Annotated in this window: 10 protein-coding genes and 2 tRNA genes; 4 read left to right on the top strand and 8 right to left on the bottom strand. The window is 57.4% G+C overall.

What is annotated here, in order from left to right:
* Positions 1 to 292: 292 nt before the first annotated feature.
* Positions 293 to 607 carry a DUF4286 family protein gene (locus DRW39_RS01730; protein ID WP_116105257.1) on the bottom strand — a complete coding sequence of 105 codons (315 nt, stop codon included), beginning with the start codon at positions 605 to 607 and terminating at the stop codon, positions 293 to 295.
* A gap of 9 nt (positions 608 to 616) precedes the next feature.
* Entirely contained in the window at positions 617 to 1,933 is a 1,317-nt protein-coding gene (murA, locus tag DRW39_RS01735; protein ID WP_116105258.1) for a UDP-N-acetylglucosamine 1-carboxyvinyltransferase, read from the bottom strand.
* Between the two features lie 2,337 nt (positions 1,934 to 4,270).
* Here murA and DRW39_RS01740 point away from each other — a divergent pair.
* A complete protein-coding gene (locus tag DRW39_RS01740; protein WP_116105259.1) occupies positions 4,271 to 5,992 on the top strand; it encodes an amidohydrolase in 1,722 nt (573 codons plus the stop codon).
* Between the two features lie 377 nt (positions 5,993 to 6,369).
* Here the strand turns inward: DRW39_RS01740 and DRW39_RS01745 are convergent, their stop codons facing one another.
* From DRW39_RS01745 to DRW39_RS01760, 4 genes are all read right to left on the bottom strand, one after another.
* Positions 6,370 to 7,671: a glycosyltransferase gene (locus tag DRW39_RS01745; RefSeq protein ID WP_116105260.1), complete on the bottom strand. Its 1,302-nt coding sequence runs from the start codon at positions 7,669 to 7,671 to the stop codon at positions 6,370 to 6,372.
* 56 nt (positions 7,672 to 7,727) lie between these two features.
* Positions 7,728 to 8,174, bottom strand: coding sequence for a four helix bundle protein (locus DRW39_RS01750; RefSeq protein WP_198664750.1), 447 nt, complete (start codon positions 8,172 to 8,174; stop codon positions 7,728 to 7,730).
* A 96-nt stretch (positions 8,175 to 8,270) separates the two neighbouring features.
* Entirely contained in the window at positions 8,271 to 9,323 is a 1,053-nt protein-coding gene (locus DRW39_RS01755; protein WP_116105261.1) for an NAD-dependent epimerase/dehydratase family protein, read from the bottom strand.
* A gap of 149 nt (positions 9,324 to 9,472) precedes the next feature.
* A complete protein-coding gene (locus DRW39_RS01760) occupies positions 9,473 to 10,996 on the bottom strand; it encodes an aldehyde dehydrogenase family protein (protein ID WP_116105262.1) in 1,524 nt (507 codons plus the stop codon).
* A gap of 187 nt (positions 10,997 to 11,183) precedes the next feature.
* On the opposite strand from DRW39_RS01760, the gene DRW39_RS01765 reads away from it, so the two are divergent.
* Together DRW39_RS01765 and DRW39_RS01770 are read left to right on the top strand one after the other, a co-directional pair.
* Positions 11,184 to 11,273: transfer RNA gene (locus DRW39_RS01765), tRNA-Ser, on the top strand.
* Positions 11,274 to 11,348 (top strand) — tRNA-Pro (locus DRW39_RS01770).
* A gap of 44 nt (positions 11,349 to 11,392) precedes the next feature.
* Here the strand turns inward: DRW39_RS01770 and DRW39_RS01775 are convergent.
* Positions 11,393 to 15,148, bottom strand: coding sequence for a glycosyltransferase (locus DRW39_RS01775; RefSeq protein ID WP_198664751.1), 3,756 nt, complete (start codon positions 15,146 to 15,148; stop codon positions 11,393 to 11,395).
* Positions 15,138 to 16,457 (bottom strand): hypothetical protein, encoded by a 1,320-nt coding sequence (locus DRW39_RS01780; RefSeq protein WP_116105264.1) that lies wholly within the window; start codon positions 16,455 to 16,457, stop codon positions 15,138 to 15,140. Before DRW39_RS01780 ends, DRW39_RS01775 begins: the two co-directional genes overlap by 11 nt.
* A 281-nt stretch (positions 16,458 to 16,738) precedes the next feature.
* Here DRW39_RS01780 and DRW39_RS01785 point away from each other — a divergent pair, with 281 nt between their 5' ends.
* Positions 16,739 to 17,566, top strand: coding sequence for a bacteriorhodopsin (locus DRW39_RS01785; RefSeq protein WP_116105265.1), 828 nt, complete (start codon positions 16,739 to 16,741; stop codon positions 17,564 to 17,566).
* Positions 17,567 to 17,601: the final 35 nt, after the last annotated feature.

Genomic DNA, 17,601 nt, shown 5'->3' on the forward strand with positions numbered 1-17,601 from the left:
GCCGGTTTCTGGTTGCTGGGTGCTGGTCGAGGGGCATCAAATTCGTGGTGGCCCCGGTGAGGTAGTATTTATTTGGTGGTGTAATCCCGGCTTAGAGCCAAAGGGTAATTGGTATCAACCGCCACCCTTCGAAGGTTTCGGTCGTAGCCAGAGACTCGCCCCGAGGACGAAACGATCAATAAGTAACTAAAACTAGTGGTGCAAGCTTTCCGGACTTGACTGCCGGATGAGCGAAATCAACCAGCAACCAGTAACCCACACCCAGCAACCAGCACCCAACCCCCAGCCCTTCCTACCGACCGTGATCCACCACCTCGAGGACCGACCGAAAGCTCACGAAATTACCCTTGTACCGCAGGTCGTGCATCTGTTGGTGAGCGTAAGCGAACTTCTCCTGGTAGATATCGAAGGCCGGGCGGGAGCTGACCGTAAACTGTAGGGCATAGGTGATGCCGTCTGACTCGTCCACGCCCAGCAGGCGGCTCAGTTTATAGTCTTCGAAGACACCACTTTCCATGACGTGGGGGATGTAGGACTGGCGCATCCAACTGACCCATTCCTCGTGTACCCCGTGTTCGACCTTGTTCGTGATGTTGTAAAGCAGCATGCCGCAAACTTACGGCTGCCGTTCGATCTGTGCACCCAGTGCGCGTAGACGGGTATCGATGTTCTGGTATCCGCGGTCGATCTGGTAAATATTGTCGATCTGGCTGGTGCCCTCGGCCGATAGCGCGGCGATGAGGAGACTGACCCCCGCCCGGATGTCGGGGCTGGTCATCCGGATGCCGCGGAGCGGCTGGCGGCGGTCCATACCGATGACGGTGGCGCGGTGCGGATCACAGAGGATTACCTGGGCACCCATGTCGATCAGCTTATCTACGAAGAACAGGCGGGACTCAAACATCTTCTGGTGGAACAATACCGATCCGCGGGCCTGGATGGCCGTAACCAGCGCGATGCTCATCAGGTCGGGCGTGAAGCCGGGCCACGGAGCGTCGTAGATGGTGAGGATGCCGCCGTCGAGGAAGTTTTGTACCTCGTAGTGGTCCTGGGAGGGGATGCGGATATCGTCGCCGTTGTACTCCAGCTTGATGCCCAGCCGCTCGAAGGTGCGGGGGATGATACCGAGCATATCCAGCCGGGTATCCTTGATGGTGATGTCGCTCTTAGTGATAGCGGCCAGGCCGATGAAGCTGCCGATCTCGATCATGTCGGGCAGCATCCGGTGGGTGGTGCCCTTCAGACTGGTCACGCCCTGGACGCGGAGCAGGTTGGAGCCGATGCCCTCGATCTTCGCGCCCATGTGATTAAGCATGTGCGAGAGCTGTTGCAGGTAAGGCTCGCAGGCGGCGTTGTAGATGGTGGTTTCGCCTTCGGCGAGGACGGCGGCCATCAGTACGTTGGCGGTGCCGGTCACGCTGATCTCCTCCATGTGGAGGAAGGTTCCCTTCAGGCCGTCGGTCTTGAAGGTATAGATTTTCTTTTCGTCGTCGTAGGTGAACTCCGCGCCCAGCGTCTGCAGGCCGAGCAGGTGGGTATCCAGGCGGCGGCGGCCGATTTTATCGCCTCCGGGCTTAGGTAGGCTGGCGCGTCCGTAGCGGTTGAGCAGGGGCGCGATCAGCATCACGGACCCGCGGATGCGCTGGGCGTCGCGGACGTAGTCTTCGCTCAGGACGTAATCGAGGTCGATGTCCTTAGCGGTGATGGTGACGGTCTGCCGGTCGTGGCGTTCCACCTTGGCACCGAGCCCGTCGAGCAGGTCGATCAGTTTGTTGACATCCTCGATGTCGGGGAGATTTTCTACCCGCACCGGCTCTTCGGTCAGCAGGGTCGCGCTCAGGATCTGCAGCGCTTCGTTCTTAGCCCCCTGGGGGATGATTTCGCCGGAAAGCTGGTGGCCGCCCTCCACGATAAAGGTTCCGTTGGTATTCATATCGGCCAAGGTACTATCACTGGGGGGGAATACGGGTAAAGTCACGAGTATGGGATTATTTTCTGTTGAGAGACAAATTGCGGCGGAGCGCAGGTAGAAAGCATTACGGTAAATACAATGTCCCGCACTGCCGATTTCGTCTGTTTACCCCGGAATAATTCTGAATTTTCACCGGTCACCTTCCATTGCGGTGTGTCCTCTGGGACCCCCGGGCAGGGTGGCGGAGCTCCAGCTCCGCCTACACAGTGGTGGCCGGGGGGCATTTCCCAACAACTGAATATGAATAATCGCCCCGCATCAAGAACCAAGGTCGAGGGCTTGCAGCCCGAGTGTATTACTGCCTAGAAGCTGCATTTCGAAGGTGTCCTAGTGGGAGGTGAGAAGGTTACACCCCTCTATGCCTTTCCCCGGAGCTGGAGCTCCGGGACCCCGGGGCAGGGTGGAGGAGCTCCAGCTCCGCCTACATATTGGTGGCCGGGGGCTTTTCCTAACATCTGGGGATGCATGATCGCCCCGCACCAAGATCCAAGGCCGAGGGCTTGCAGCCCGAGTGTATTGCTGCCTAGAAGCTGCATTTCGAACGTGTCCTAGTGGATGGTGAGAAGGTTACACTCCTCTATGCCTTTCCCCGGAGCTGGAGCTCCGGGACCCCGGGGCAGGGTGGCGGAGCTCCAGCTCCGCCTATACAATGGTGGCCGGGGGGCACTTCCCACCACCTGGAGATGCATGATCGCCCCGCACCAAGATCCAAGGTCGACGGCTTGCAGCCCGAGTGTATCGCCGAGTAAAAGCCGCATTTTCAATGTGCCCTACTGGGAGGTGAGTAGGTTATACCCCTCATTCCCTTCCCCCGGAGCTGGAGCTCCGGGACCCCGGGGCAGGGTGGCGGAGCTCCAGCTCCGCCTGCACAGTGGTGGCCGGGGGCATTTCCTAACACCTGAAGACGCATGATCGCCCCGCATCAAGAACCAAGGTCGAGGGCTTGCAGCCGAGTGTATCACCGAGTAAAATCCGCATTTCCAATGTCCCTAGCAGGATGTGAGTAGGTTACACCCCTCATTGCCTTTCCCCGCAGCTGGAGCTCCGGGACCCCGGGGCAGGGTGGCGGAGCTCCAGCTCCGCCAGCACAGTGGTGGCCGGGGGCACTTCCCACCACCTAAAGACGCATGATCGCCCCGCATCAAGATCCAAGGTCGAGGGCTTGCAGCCCGAGTGTATTGCTGCCTAGAAGCTGCATTTCGAACGTGTCCTAGTGGGAGGTGAGAAGGTTACACCCCTCTATGCCTTTCCCCGGAGCTGGAGCTCCGGGACCCGGGGCAGGGTGGCGGAGCTCCAGCTCCGCCTATACAATGGTGGCCGGGGGGCACTTCCCACCACCTGGGGATGCATGATCGGCCCGCATCAAGATCCAAGGTCGAGGGCTTGCAGCCCGAGTGTATCGCCGAGTAAAATCCGCATTTCCAATGTCCCTAGCAGGATGTGAGCAGGTTAAACCCCTCTATGCCTCTCCCCAGAGCTGGAGCTCCGGGACCCCCGAGCAGGGTGGCGGAGCTCCAGCTCCGCCTGCACAGTGGTGGCCGGGGGTATTTCCTAACACCTGGAGATGCATGACCGCCCCGCATCAAGATCCAAGGTCGAGGGCTCGCAGCCCGAGTGTATTGCTGCCTAGAAGCTGCATTTCGAACGTGTCCTAGTGGGAGGTGAGAAGGTTACACCCCTCTATGCCTTTCCCCGGAGCTGGAGCTCCGGGACCCGGGGCAGGGTGGCGGAGCTCCAGCTCCGCCAAAACATTGGTGGCCGGGGGGCATTTCCCACCACCTGGGGATGCATGATCGGCCCGCATCAAGATCCAAGGTCGAGGGCTTGCAGCCGAGTGTATCGCCGGGTAAAAGCCGCATTTCCAATGTCCCTAGAAGGATGCGAGCAGGTTACACCCCTCATTGCCTTGCCCCGGAGCTGGAGCTCCGGGACCCCGGGGCAGGGTGGCGGAGCTCCAGCTCCGCCTATACATTGGTGGCCGGGGGGCATTTCCCACCACCTGGGGATGCATGATCGCCCCGCATCAAGATCCAAGGTCGAGGGCTTGCAGCCCGAGTGTATCGCCGTGTAAAAGCGGCATTCCAATGTCCCTAGCAGGATGTGAGCAGGTTAAACCCCTCTATGCCTTTCCCCGGAGCTGGAGCTCCGGGACCCCGGGGCAGGGTGGCGGAGCTCCAGCTCCGCCCTATCCAGTCAACCACGGGGAAACGCACCTTCGGGCAGAAATCAACTATCCAGTCTGCCAAATCAATAATCGCCCACCGGCAACGTATTTTAGGCCGTTGTAAAGCCCCCCCAATGAACCACGACTACCACCACCTGCTGTTTGCCCTTCTTTTTCTGATAGTACTGACGGGCTGCAACGAGTCTGCGGATAGGGAGACGACCGACCCGAACCGCGCCGCTCTCCTCGTCTACAATGCCGACATCTGGGCCGGGCAGGGAGAACCCGCAGCCTCTGCCTTGCTAGTGAATGCAGATGGGACCATAGCAGCTATCGGTAGCGACACCGCCGCCTGGTCCGATGACATAGACGGGCGTACCGAGCGTCTGGATGCCAACGGTGAATTCCTGATGCCCGGCTTCATCGAGGGCCATGCCCACTTCAGCGGGTTGGGCAGCAGCCTCCGCAACCTCAACTTCCTACGTTCCCGTAGCTGGGAGGAGATTGTGGCCATGGTCGAGGAACGGGCGGAAGATACCCCCGAAGGCGTCTGGATCACCGGTCGTGGCTGGCACCAGGAAAAATGGGATAAGCCCCACGACCACAGCATCGGGGGGTACCCTCTGCACGACGCGCTCAGTGAAATCACACCGGATCATCCGGTCGTACTCCGTCATGCAAGCGGGCACGCCCTGTTCGCCAACGAGAAGGCCATGGAACTGGCCGGTGTAAGCCGGGAAACCCCCGATCCTCGCGGCGGCCGCATCCTCCGCGACGAAGTGGGCGACCCCACCGGCGTTTTCGAAGAGCGGGCCATGGACCTCATTTCCGATGCTTACCAGAACTTCATTCAGAAGATGAGTCCGGTCGAGCGAAAAGACGAGTGGCTGGCCGGCATACGGGAAGCTCAGGACGAATGCCTCCGTAACGGCATCACCAGCTTTCAGGACGCCGGCACCCGCTATCAGGAGCTGGACTGGTACAAAGAGCTGGATGCCTCGGACAGTTTGCGGCTTAACCTATGGGTCATGCTTCGCCACGGCTACGACGACATGGCCGGGAACATGGAGGGGCTGCCGCACTACGGCGATCGTTTTGAGTGTTCAGCCATCAAAACCGAACTGGACGGCGCGCTTGGCAGCTACGGTGCCTGGTTGCTGGAACCCTACTTTGACAACCCGGGATTCGTGGGGCAGAATACCACCCTCGTCGCGACGGTTGACAGCATCGCCCAGTTGGCTGATGAGCACGGTATGCAACTCTGCGTCCACGCCATCGGCGACCGGGCCAATCGCGAGACCCTGGACGTGATGGCCAAGTACGTCGACAGCACCGACGACAAGCGGTGGCGCATCGAGCACAGCCAGCACATCGATCCGGCCGATATCCCCCGCTTTGCCGAGCTCGGCGTGATCGCCTCCATGCAGGGTATCCACTGCACCTCCGACGCCCTTTTCGCCGAAACCCGGCTAGGTACCGAACGCGCCCGGGAAGGCGCATACCCCTGGCGTAGTCTGCTCGACGCCGGCGCCGTCGTTACCAACGGTACCGATGCTCCGGTGGAGGACGTGGATCCTATTGAATCGTTCTACGCTTCCGTCACCCGCAAGCGCGCTGACGGTAAGGCCACATTCTTTCCTGAGCAGTCCATGACCCGCGAGGAAGCGCTACACAGCTACACCGCCGCTCCGGCTTATGCCGCCTTCCAGGAGGACGAGCGGGGTACACTGGCACCCGGTATGCAGGCAGATTTTGTCATCCTTTCTAAGAACTTACGGGACTGTGCGGAAGAGGAGATTTTGGAGACGGAAGTGGTGGCTACTTATGTGGGTGGGGAGCTAGCCTACGGGAGGTAGGTATTTCCAAGCCTGATATAGCCATCATATGATCACATCAATTTTGCAAGGTGGCAGCTGCATTTTTAAGGTGGTTTGCTGGTGCCGCTGTACTCTCAGTTGTGCTGGGAAGTTTAGGGCTGCTTGTATTGGGCAGCTATGACGACGCCTATTTGGCGGTCTGTGCTGGTGACGATCGGGCAGTCTGTCGTGCCTATTGGAGTTCTTTATTTACTGGGTGCTGCCTCACTGGTGGCTGATGTTGGTGGTGGCTGGCGTTGCGGTGGGGGATTGGTTCCGACTTCGTCGGCTGACTTCGCAGTCGGAGACTGCTTCGAACTTCGCGGTCGGAGACCGCCTCTTACATCGCGGTTGGAAACCGCCTCTTACCGTCGCGGTTAGAGACCGCGTTGTACTATGGCGGCGGCGTAGTTGTCCCAGCTCATTTCCTTGGTGGTTTCGTGGACGTTTTTGCGGGGGATGGGCTGGTCGATCATGCGTTTCATCTGGCGGGCCATATCCTCAATGTCATCAGGGTTGGCTAGGTAGCCGTTGTAGCCGTCCTGGATGGTCTCGGGGAAGTGGCCGACTTTCGTGGCGACGGCAGGGAGCTGGAAGTTGTAGCTGATGCTTTCGACGCCGGAGGGGGTGGCGTACTCGTAAAACAGCACCACGGCGTCGCTGGCCTGGAAGTATTTGTGGACTTCCTCGTTGGCTACGAATTCATTCTTGACCATCACCCGGTCACGGATATTGAGCTCGTCGAGTAGTTCGAGGGGGCGGTATTCGCGTTCGTCGTCGGCCTGTTTGAGGAATACTTTTTTGGCGAGGCCGAAGGTGGCGTTCTTCAGTTTGGTGCTGAGTTTGTCGGACTTCAGGGTATCCCAAAAGGATTCGCCGCAGATGATCAGGCTGACGTCGTCCCGTTTTTCCGCCAGTTCGGCGAAGGCGCGAATAACATGGTGCAGTCCCTTGTACTTCCGGATAAAGCCGAAGAAAAGAAAGACGTGCTCGCGCAGATGATGCTGTTCTTTAAATGCCCGGACATCGAAGTCATTCCTAGGCGCGAAAAGGTCGTAGATGGGGTGGTAAAGCTTGATTACCGGCGTGGCTGTTTCTACCTGCGCTCCGCCGCCCTTCTGTTTAGCTACCGAGCGTTCACCCGTTTCGTTGACGGCAAATTCCCGTCCTGGAAAGAGTTCCTTCAATTCATCGACCGTCTTGTAGGCATGGGCTATAAAGGTATCCGCCGGCGTGATGCCGTAGGCCGTGAAACGCTTGTCGAGGCTGCTGCTTTCCTTCTGAATGACGAAGTGTAAATCGAAGATCACCTCGATCTCCGGATGCTTCTTCAGTTTCCGGGCGATGTACCCCAACGGTAAGCCCTGGATCGCGATGGCCCACTGAAAGATGACCTTATCCGGTTGTAGCTCCACGATCTTCCGGTACGTCTCCTGCCAGCTCAGTGGGTTGTTGTAGTTGGTCAGGTAGTGGACCTTGATGTCCGTCCCCTCCAGCAAATCCACCTTACTCGTCTTATCCACAAACTCCCGCGGAATGATGGCCGGGTACTGCTGCGTCCAACTCACGATGTGCACCTCGCAGTCGCCACGCCGGTCCAGCGCCTTCGCCAGGGAGGTATTGTAGTTGGAGATGCCGCCTTTGAATTTGGGGCCTGGGCCGTAGCAGATTATTTTCAAGGGGTGAAGGGGGTGAAGGGGGTGAAGGGGTGAAGGGGTGAAGGGGTGAAGGTAGCTTACTTCTTCCCTTTAGCGTTTTTCCTCGCTGCATTCATGATCTTGCTGATTTCCCTCCATTCTTTCCCGAGCGGAATGATGCCTTCTTTGTCCACCGTGACTTTTGACTCGTAGAGAATTTCGAGCCAGAAGACTGTCTCGTCGGCTTCTTCCACCACGATGCTCATCTTGGCGAAGAACTCGCGGCCCGATCTAGCCAGACACGCCGCTCGGTAATTTGCCGCGGTCGATGTGGCCGACTTGATGATTTGATTACTGATCACCCGCAGTGACGTAGACGGCTTGCAATTTTCGATGTAGTTTATGATCGCAATGGCTGCCGCCTTTGTACGCCGGCGCATTTTCTCTATGTAGATTTCTCTTTCCGACCGAGAGCGTCCATATCCTACTTCAGGATCATTCACGGAATAACTCTCCTCGTATCCCAGGTCAAACCAATCAGGCATAATGCAGCGTTTTGCCCAAAAATGTACACGAAATTCCCGCTTAATTAAAATTCATCACCTTTCCTTAGCCCCTTAGCCCCTTAGCCCCTTAGCCCCTTAGCCCCTTAGCCCCTTAACCCCCTTGCCCTTCTGCGCCTCCAGCACTCGACTCATCCCCTCCCGAACCGAGATCTTCGCCCGCCAGCCCATCTCGTGGACCTTATCCATATTGGAGTAGCGGCTGAAGACACCGACGGGTTTGTCCAGGAGTTGCTTGATTTCGGGGGAGTAGCCTTCGATGTCGCACATGGTGCGGATTATGTCGATGAAGGAGAGGAGCTCGCCGCGGCCGATGTTGATGGCGGAGCCGTCGGTGACGCGGTCCATGGCCCAGAAGATGCAGTCGAGGACGTCGTCGATGTGGACGAAGTCGCGGCCCTGACGGCCCGTACCCCAGACCTCGACGGGATCCTCGCGGTTGGCGATCCGATTGGCTATGGCGGGGATGGGGTAGGAGAGGTCCTGGTCCTCGCCGTAGCCGGAGAAGGGACGGATGCAGGTGACGCTCAGGTCGTAGTGCTCGGCGGCCGTCTTGGCCAGGAACTCCCCGGTGAGTTTGGACCAGCCATAGGTCATATCCGGCTCGCCCATCTTCTTGAAGTTGATGTCGGACTCGGCCAGCGCAATGGCGTCGCCCTCCGTCTGCAGATCGATGGGGTAGGCCGCGCTGCTGGAAGGGTAGAGGGTACGATCGGGTTTGTGCCGGGTGATCCAGTAGAAGAACTCGGCATCGATGCTGAGGTCCAGGGCGACTTTCATCGGATCGCCCTCGATGGTGGACCGGCCCCCCACGATAGCGGCAAAGTGGAAGACGTCGGTGAAGCGCTCGAAGTCGGGAGCGTAGTGGTTTGTGATGTACCCCTCATCGTCAATGATGTCCCGCAGGAACTTCCGAAAATCCTGGTGGAGGAAAAGCAAACGCCCGTCTTCCCCGAAGACTTCCAGGTCGCCGTCTTTCCGTACTTGCTCGACATCCAGCCAGGTAGACGGGTGGGTGCCCACGCTGAGGTTGTCAACGAAGATGATCTTATCGTCGGTGGTCTGGTAGAGTCGCTTGACCATGTTGCGTCCTACGAAGCCGCAGCCGCCGGATACTAGGTGGTATTTCACTGGGGAGAGTTTACAAAGGTTAAAGGGGTAAAGGGGTGAAGGGGTGAAGGGGTGAAGGGGTGAAGGGGTGAAGGGGGTGAGGGGGTGAAGGGGTGAAGGGGGCCTGCGCCGCCGGCCTTAGCCCCTTAACCCCCTATCCCCTTTACCCCTTACAAGGTGAAAGAAATCCCCTGAGCCAAAGGCAGCTCCGTACTATAATTAATCGTGTTCGTCTGCCGGCGCATATACACTTTCCAGGCATCCGAGCCGGATTCGCGGCCGCCGCCGGTTTCTTTTTCGCCGCCGAAGGCGCCGCCAATTTCCGCGCCGCTGGTGCCGATGTTGACGTTGGCGATGCCGCAGTCGCTGCCGGTGACGCTGAGGAAGCGCTCGCTTTCGCGCATGTTGGTGGTCATGATGGCGGAGGAGAGGCCCTGGGGCACGCTGTTCTGGATTTCGATGGCTTCGTCGAGGTCCTTATACTTCATCAGGTAGAGGATGGGGGCGAAGGTTTCCTGCTGGGCCATTTGGCTGTCGGCGGATACTTCGGCAATACAGGGCTTGACGTAGCAATCGGAACCGAGTCCGTCGATGCGGCCGCCTTCAACGACCATCGTGCCGCCCTCGGCCTTAATGCCTTCGATAGCTTTCAGGTAGGTCTCTACGGAGCCTTCGTCGATTAGGGGGCCGACGTGGTTTTTTTCGTCCAGCGGGTCGCCGATTTGGAGCTGGCCGTAAGCTTTGGCGAGCTTGTCGCGCACTTCCTCGTAGCGATCCTCGTGAATGATCAGGCGGCGGGTGCTGGTGCAGCGCTGTCCGCAGGTGCCGACGGCGCCGAAGAGGGCACCGGTGAGGACCAGGTCCATGTCGGCCGAAGGGGTGATGATGATGGCGTTGTTGCCGCCCAATTCCAGTAGGGATTTACCCAGGCGGGCGGCGACCGTCTGGGCGACGGCCTTGCCCATACGGGTGGAACCGGTAGCCGAGATCAGGGGTACGCGGGTGTCCTCGGTCAGCATTTGCCCGATGGTGTAATCACCGTTGACCAGGCTACAAATGCCCTCGGGAAGATCGTTTTCCGCGGCGACCTTGGCCCAGATGTTCTGGCAGGCTACGCCGCAGAGGGGCGACTTCTCACTGGGTTTCCAGATCACCACGTCACCGCAGACGAGGGCGAGCATCGCGTTCCAGCTCCAGACGGCTACGGGAAAGTTAAAGGCGGAAATGACACCCACTATACCCAGGGGGTGATACTGCTCGTACATACGGTGCAGGGGGCGCTCGGAATGCATGGTCAGACCGTGCAGTTGCCGGCTGAGTCCTACGGCAAAGTCACAGATGTCGATCATCTCCTGGACTTCGCCCCAGCCTTCCTGGAGGCTCTTGCCCATTTCGTAGCTGACGAGCCGGCCCAGGGCGTCTTTGTGTTCGCGGAGGGCTTCGCCGTACTGGCGAACGATTTCCCCGCGGCGGGGCGCAGGCACGGTACGCCAATGTTTGAAGGCGGTTTCCGCCCGGGTAATTACCTGCTCGTATTGTTCGGGGGTGGTCGTACTGACGCGGCCGATGGTGGAGCCATCAACCGGGGAGACGCTTTCGATATGCTGCTCTTGGTTATGGTGGCCGGTTTGGCCGGTGGACGTACCGTCGTTATCCTGTTTGAGGCCGAGTTCCTGAAGGAAGTCTGTATTCATGATCGTGAAGGTTAAGGGACCACAAAGGTAGTAAGGGCAAGGGGGAGTGATAGGCCGTGCGATAAAAGCTGTTGACAATTTTTTTGCCGATTCCTTTCCCATGCGCCGGGGACTGCTTACATTTGCGTCGCTTTAGCAATTACGGTACGGCAACTTATGAAGTGGCCGGCCCGTTGACTACAAACCCGGAGACGTGGGTGAGTGGCTGAAACCACCAGTTTGCTAAATTGGCGTACGTGCAAGCGTACCGCGGGTTCGAATCCCGCCGTCTCCGCCACGGGGCATAGCGCAGTCCGGTTAGCGTGCCTGCTTTGGGAGCAGGAGGCCCCAGGTTCGAATCCTGGTGCCCCGACTAGGTACCGAAAGGGACGATCGTTGCGACGGTCGTCCCTTTTCCTATTCAGGCAGTAGCGGAGTCTTGACCGAAGTGGCGAATTCTCCATCCGTTATGGTCAGCCTCATCTGATAGTATAAATGGTTATTGGGGAAAACCAAGTCGATTTCCGTTCCCTGTCCGAGGATGGTCAACTGTACCGGGTTGCCATACGGATCGAGGCGTGCGATGCTCCACTCCAGCGTAGCCCGATCGGGGGCCTGGCTCAGGTTGACCCACTGATTGTCTATCCAAGCTATTGCCTGGTATGGACATATCTCCCCCGGGATGGGGATGCGAGCCGGAGGGAGGATGCGGAGGGTCGGAAAATCCGGATACGCATAATCGGCGTCCTGCCTCTTCATCCAATCGACGTACGGTAATTGCTTTCGACCCTGAAAATCCAGTAAGCCATCGTAGGTTACGGAGTTCGTCCGCCATTCGTTCTGCCAGTTAGAGAGTACTACGTAGTTCGCGGTCAATTGGGATGGGAGATCAGCCAGCTCACCAACTTCAATATCGGCCAGCGCGATCCGCCCACCGTAATTGGCCATGAGTTTTTCGAGTTTATCGGGCTTGTAATAGCCCCCAACCCGGACCCCGATAGCGTCGACTCCAACGGTGAGTAGCGGATAAGCGTGTAGGAGATCGTCGAGCCCGGGGCGAAAGTCAACCGTGTGATACACCGGCCGGCTGGGGTCGAGCCGTTTAATTGCTTCCAGTAAATCCGTTACCCAGGCAAAATAAGCGGCCCGTTGCTTCTCCAGTTCCGGGTAAGCGTAGCGGGTGGAGAGTTTATGCAGGACATCGTTGCCCAGGTTCCAGTGAACGATGCCTTGTCGCTCGATATGATTGGCTACTTCATTCAATATTGACTCGCGCAGCTCGGCCAGGCGCTCGACATCTTGTTGAAAATCAATCGATCCGTCGATCCAGAAGCTATAGATCACCTGCAGGTCATGCTCTTCCGCTAAAGTCAGTAGGTTGTGCGCATAGATCCCCGGATCCGTCACGCGGATGGTATTGATGCCCGCCGCGCGCATGGCACGATAGTCGGAGATAATGTTTTTACGCGCGGGGATATAATCCGAAGAAACCCATCCGCTGCCCTTTTTATACCCTACGCCAATCACCCGTTCGGACAATTCGCGAAAATCAGCCGATACCATCGCGCTGGATTGCGGCGCGCTCACCGGACGATCGGGCTCAAACAGGTAGGTCGCATTGCCCGTCCAGTCCAGTACCCCGACCGTATCCCGCCCACCCGTTTGTGGGACATTCGCATCCAGGGCACTTTCAAACGCTACGATACCGTGGATTTCCGGTCTGTGCTTCGCGATATACTTCGTGGCCTGGGTTACCCATATGGCTTTGGTGCGTTGATCGCCCAGGGAGCCGAACTCAGTCAGCAGCACGTCCTTGTCCGAAAGCTTGCTGAATGTTTCGTGGAAGGGACGGTAGAGTTCCGCGAAGGTCAGACTCGGAATGGTTTCATTTCCGGGGCCGTAGTTCAGCGACGTTATCCCGAAGTAATCGACGTACGCGTCCCCCGGATAATATTCTTCGATACCATCTGCGTGCCAGGGGTTCCACACCCAGGCTACATTGTCTGCTTTTTCTTGTCGGAATATCTCCCAGACGTGCCGCCAAGCCCGCTTGTAATCTTCCGGAGCGTTATTACCTGCCGGGGACCAGGGGTACGAGGGGTTGTCAAACTCGTGGGCAAATCGCAGGTAGACAGGACCGTCTACTTCGCGCAATGTTTGAGCCATACTGACGATGTATTCATCGTACGAACCCTGCGCGATCTGGTACAGTCCACGCCGCTCAATCCGGGCCTCCGGCAAGCTATCCGATTGGGGGAAATGGCTGACCCAGGGCTCCCAGGTGATCATAGGGACGGCCTGCAGGGAGTCGATGCGTGCCAGGTGAGCTTCCAGGGCGTCTGCCACCGGCTGTCCGCTCCAGGCGATATAGCTGGAGATGATACGTGGGTGGTAGTCGGCTGCCGCAATACTGTCCAAGTTGCTGAAGCCGTTGGGGTCGGAAGGGGAAAACAGGCCGAGAATGGGATTGGATGGCATACTGTCCGGCTGGGTAATGACGAGGTCGTCGAGAGACTGTCGGTCGTAGAATGTCGTTCCATGAAAAGCTGCCAGGCAAACCAGGACCAGAAGCAGGGGGGCTAGCGCGCGGACGGTGACCGTCATCACGTCCAGGAAGGTCAACAACTGTTGTTTGCCGTGGCGGCCAATGGTCCGTACAGCGCGTGGAAAACGCTTGCGGAAGGTACGGAAACGGTTGGTGGCTCCGAAAGCCAGGTAAACGCTGAAGAACATGAATCCCGTGTTCAGCAGGGCAAAGGCCGCCATGATAATGGAAAAGGGCGTCAGGTCACGCTGTAGGCCAAAAATCACGGCGAAAATTGATACGAATCCCACCACTAAATTGGGTAGCAGGAGTGAGAAGTGTGTCGTACTCTCATCGTCCTTCGGCGTGGGCAGATAGGGAACCTTCTTATTAATTAGCGTATACAGAAAGCCAAGGGTGAAGACCCACCACCCGACAATTTCCAGCACCCCGCCCACGATATGGAATCCGCGCTCGTCGTCCGAGATCAGCCATTTCTGAATATAAAAGCGCAGCACGAAAGAACTGAAAACGACCGGCAGACCGATTAGCAGAAAAAATCCGAAGTGTCCGGTCCAGGGGACATCCGAGAGCGCCAAACTGAGAATCGGAATTAAAAATCCGACGAAATAGGCCAGTCCGGCCAGGTAGTGAATGGGTATCAGCAGATAGTGTAGCCGTTGGCGCCAGGTAAGGCGGGAGAAGATGTTCGGATACACCTTGACGAGCAGATCGAAGGTCCCCCTCGACCACTTGATCTGCTGCTTGAAGTAGGCTGTGAGGGTAGAGGGGACCAGGCCCTTAGCTAAAATACGGGGAACGTAAACGGCCTTCCAGCCTTCCCGGTACAGGAGCATGGCCGTATGCATATCTTCCGCAAGTCCGGGAGCATGCCCGCCAATACTATCCAAAGCTGCCCGCCGGAATGTGCAGTTTGCCCCGATGGCATTGACGGTTCCGTAGGAGTTCATGCACATCATCATCGGACCGTAGAAGTGAAAGGTCTGCTGGGCGGATCCTTTAGCGACGATGGAATCGAACTTGTTATAGTAAGCCTGCACGCACTGCACGAAGCCGATCTCGGGATCCTGGAAATGCGGCACGACGTAGTCCAGAAAATCCGGCTGGGGAATATGGTCCGGATCGAGAATCAGGCATATCTCGCCGGTAGCCTGTTTGAGCGCATTGTTGATATTTCCGGCCTTGGCATTCACCTTTTCCTGGCGGGTGACATGAATTACGCCGAGCTCCCGGCAAACTTCCTTCAGGTACGGATCGTCGGCCTCATCGCATAAATACGCGGTGTGCGGATACCGGATCTGCTGGATCGCCCGCAATGTCCTGACGATCATCTCGTAGGGTTCACCCGGATAAAAAGTCGTAAGCACGTCTACGGAGTAGGAGCGTGTGGCTACCGGGGTAGCAGGAACCTTGATCCTGAGGTAGTAGTACCAGATTGTGAGGTCCCGGATCAGCCCGTACACCATTACGATACAGAGCAGCGCGTAGAGCACCGGATGCCCTACGAATTCGGGCTGAAAGAAATAGTAGCAGAAGTTAACGATGCTCAACAAGCCGACCAGAATCAGCAAGCGAATGACCACTTGCTCGTACCGACTGGGTGAACGGACGACGGGTTCATTCAGCATCATCCGGGCTTAGCACGTAAAAGGGAAGATTGGCGGCCGTAAAGTACCCATCGGAAGAATTTGCCTGATAGTAAAGTCGATACGGTCCCGGATCACGGGGCACCCGAAAGACAGCCCGACCGGTGGAACGCGACGAAAACCGGTGGGATACATCACTACCGACGACCGGCGCGGCACCCAGGTTTTGCCAGTCTTCCTTGCGCAGTTCCCAGGTGATGGTCGCGGTCGAGTCCGGTGGCTTTATAAAGCGGACTTCCGCGGAAGCTTCGGTATCCGGAGCTAGCATATGGTCATAGCCTTCTCCGTTACCATTAATGAGTAGGTATTCGATTGATGGTCCAGGAAAGTCCGCGGCTTGGCCCTGCAAAAGTTGGCCGATGGTGTGCGCCATCTCACTGCTATGGCCTTCCGGAGTAAAGTAGCTGAACCAGGTGGGAGTGGATTCAAACTTGTTGCCCCAGTAAAAGGCCAGGTCTCCCATCAGTCGTTTGTCCTCGTAGAGTGGTTCAACGTAGGACATGAATCGTTCTCTGAGGTGCGTTGATTTCACCGCGTTGGGCGGCTCGATCGGGACCTGCCATTTGGTGACTTTCGCTTCCCAGGGACCGTTATACCCCCATTCGGTGAGTACGTAGGGTCCCCGCCAGATAAGCCACAGTGTACGTAGATCCGATGGCAGATCGGCGAGGTTGCCGAAGAGATTGAAGCTGACGAAATCGATGTCCGGCTGCTTCCACCGAATCTTGCTGTACGCGAGCTGGTGAACGTTGAAGGTCGAGGAAATCGGGTGTAGTGGATCGAGCCGTCGAATTTCAGACGCCAATGCATTGTAAGCATCGACGAATTTTCCGCTGTAGCCTTTATTGAACAACTCGTTGCCCAAAATCCAGTAGAGCAAGGCCGGATGCTTCCGGTGCGTGGCAACAATCTCGAGGATGTTCGGGGCAATCCGTTTGAGATCGCGCGCCGCTTCGTCTCCCCCTTTGTGGTAGTAGGGCAGCGGCAGATCAGCAATCACTGCCATACCTAGCTGCTGCGCTCTGTCTAATACGATACCCAGGCTATCCGGGTCGTAAACGCGGACCGTATTGCCACCGTATGATTGCAACAGCTCCATTCGCTGGTGACCGGAGGCGCCGCGCACGCTATACGGCTGTCCGTTTCGAAAAATGCTGTAACCGGTGGAGTCGGTATAGCTGACGCAAACCCCTTCCTCCTGGACGGATGCGATCCGATCGACCGAGCAAGCACCAAGCACAAGCACAAGCAAAAAAAGCGTACAGGCGAAAAATTTCAATGGCAGACCCATTCGGGCAGGTTAAATCAGGGGCGAGGGCGATATCGCTATATACTCCTTCCAGGGTAAGCGTAGTTTTCCCAAAACTGAGAAATTGTACATACTCAATGCAAGCCGGTAAATATACGCGCTGGGGTAGTGTTCACTCCACGGTTCGATAAAGCGAGGTAACGACCACCATATTGCAATTGGGATCTACTATTCAGAAACGGGCATCCGCTACCAATACGCGGCAAAAAAATTTTGCAACATTTGTGATCTAAACCCGGTTAGCCCCTGAAATTTACCCTTACATGACGAATATTGAAAGTCTGTTCATTTATACCCCCAGCCAGTACGAAGCAGTCGACCATTTGCTGAGTATGGGAGTAGGAGCTCACTTTGCCGCGCTGATATTTTTCATTCTTACGAGCCGGTTCATCGCTCCCCGGTACCGCACCGCCACTGCCCTGAGTTGCATCGTGATGGTTTCGGCCGGTACCATCCTGTACGGTCAGTCCGGACTATGGGAAACCGCTTTCACTTTCAATCCGGACACCAATGTCTACGAGCCCGGGGCGGCAACCTTCACCAACGGTTTCCGCTACGTGAATTGGATGGTAACGATTCCCTGTCTGCTTATTCAACTGCTTCTGGTACTGGATATCCGCGGGCAGCAGCTCTTCAGCGACGCCGGCAGGTTGATCCTGCTGGCCTGGGGTATGATTATTACCGGATACATCGGGCAGTTGTACGAAACGACTGACTTGATGCAGCTCACGGTGTGGGGCGCGATCTCTACCATCTTCTTCATCGGAATGAACTGGATCGTAGGTACCCGCATATTCCGGACCATACCGCTCATGCCACCGACGGCCTCCGGAGCGATGAAAAAGGTATTCTGGCTAATGATGTTTGCCTGGACCCTGTACCCGCTAGCTTATGCCGTTCCGTACTTCGCGCAAAGCGCCAGTGGCGTCGTCATCCGGCAGGCACTCTTTACGGTAGCGGATGTGAGCAGCAAGGCGGTATACGGACTTATGATCACGTACATCGCCCTGCAGCGAAGCGCCGCCGAAGGATTCGAGCCGGCCATGCAGGTGACCAGCATGCTGCCCCAGAAGGGCATCGTAGCCAGCTAGTAGGACAATGCACGAAATCTTTGTGCGAGGACGGT

It is taken from the genome of Lewinella sp. IMCC34191, from assembly GCF_003390935.1.
GTDB lineage: Bacteria > Bacteroidota > Bacteroidia > Chitinophagales > Saprospiraceae > Neolewinella.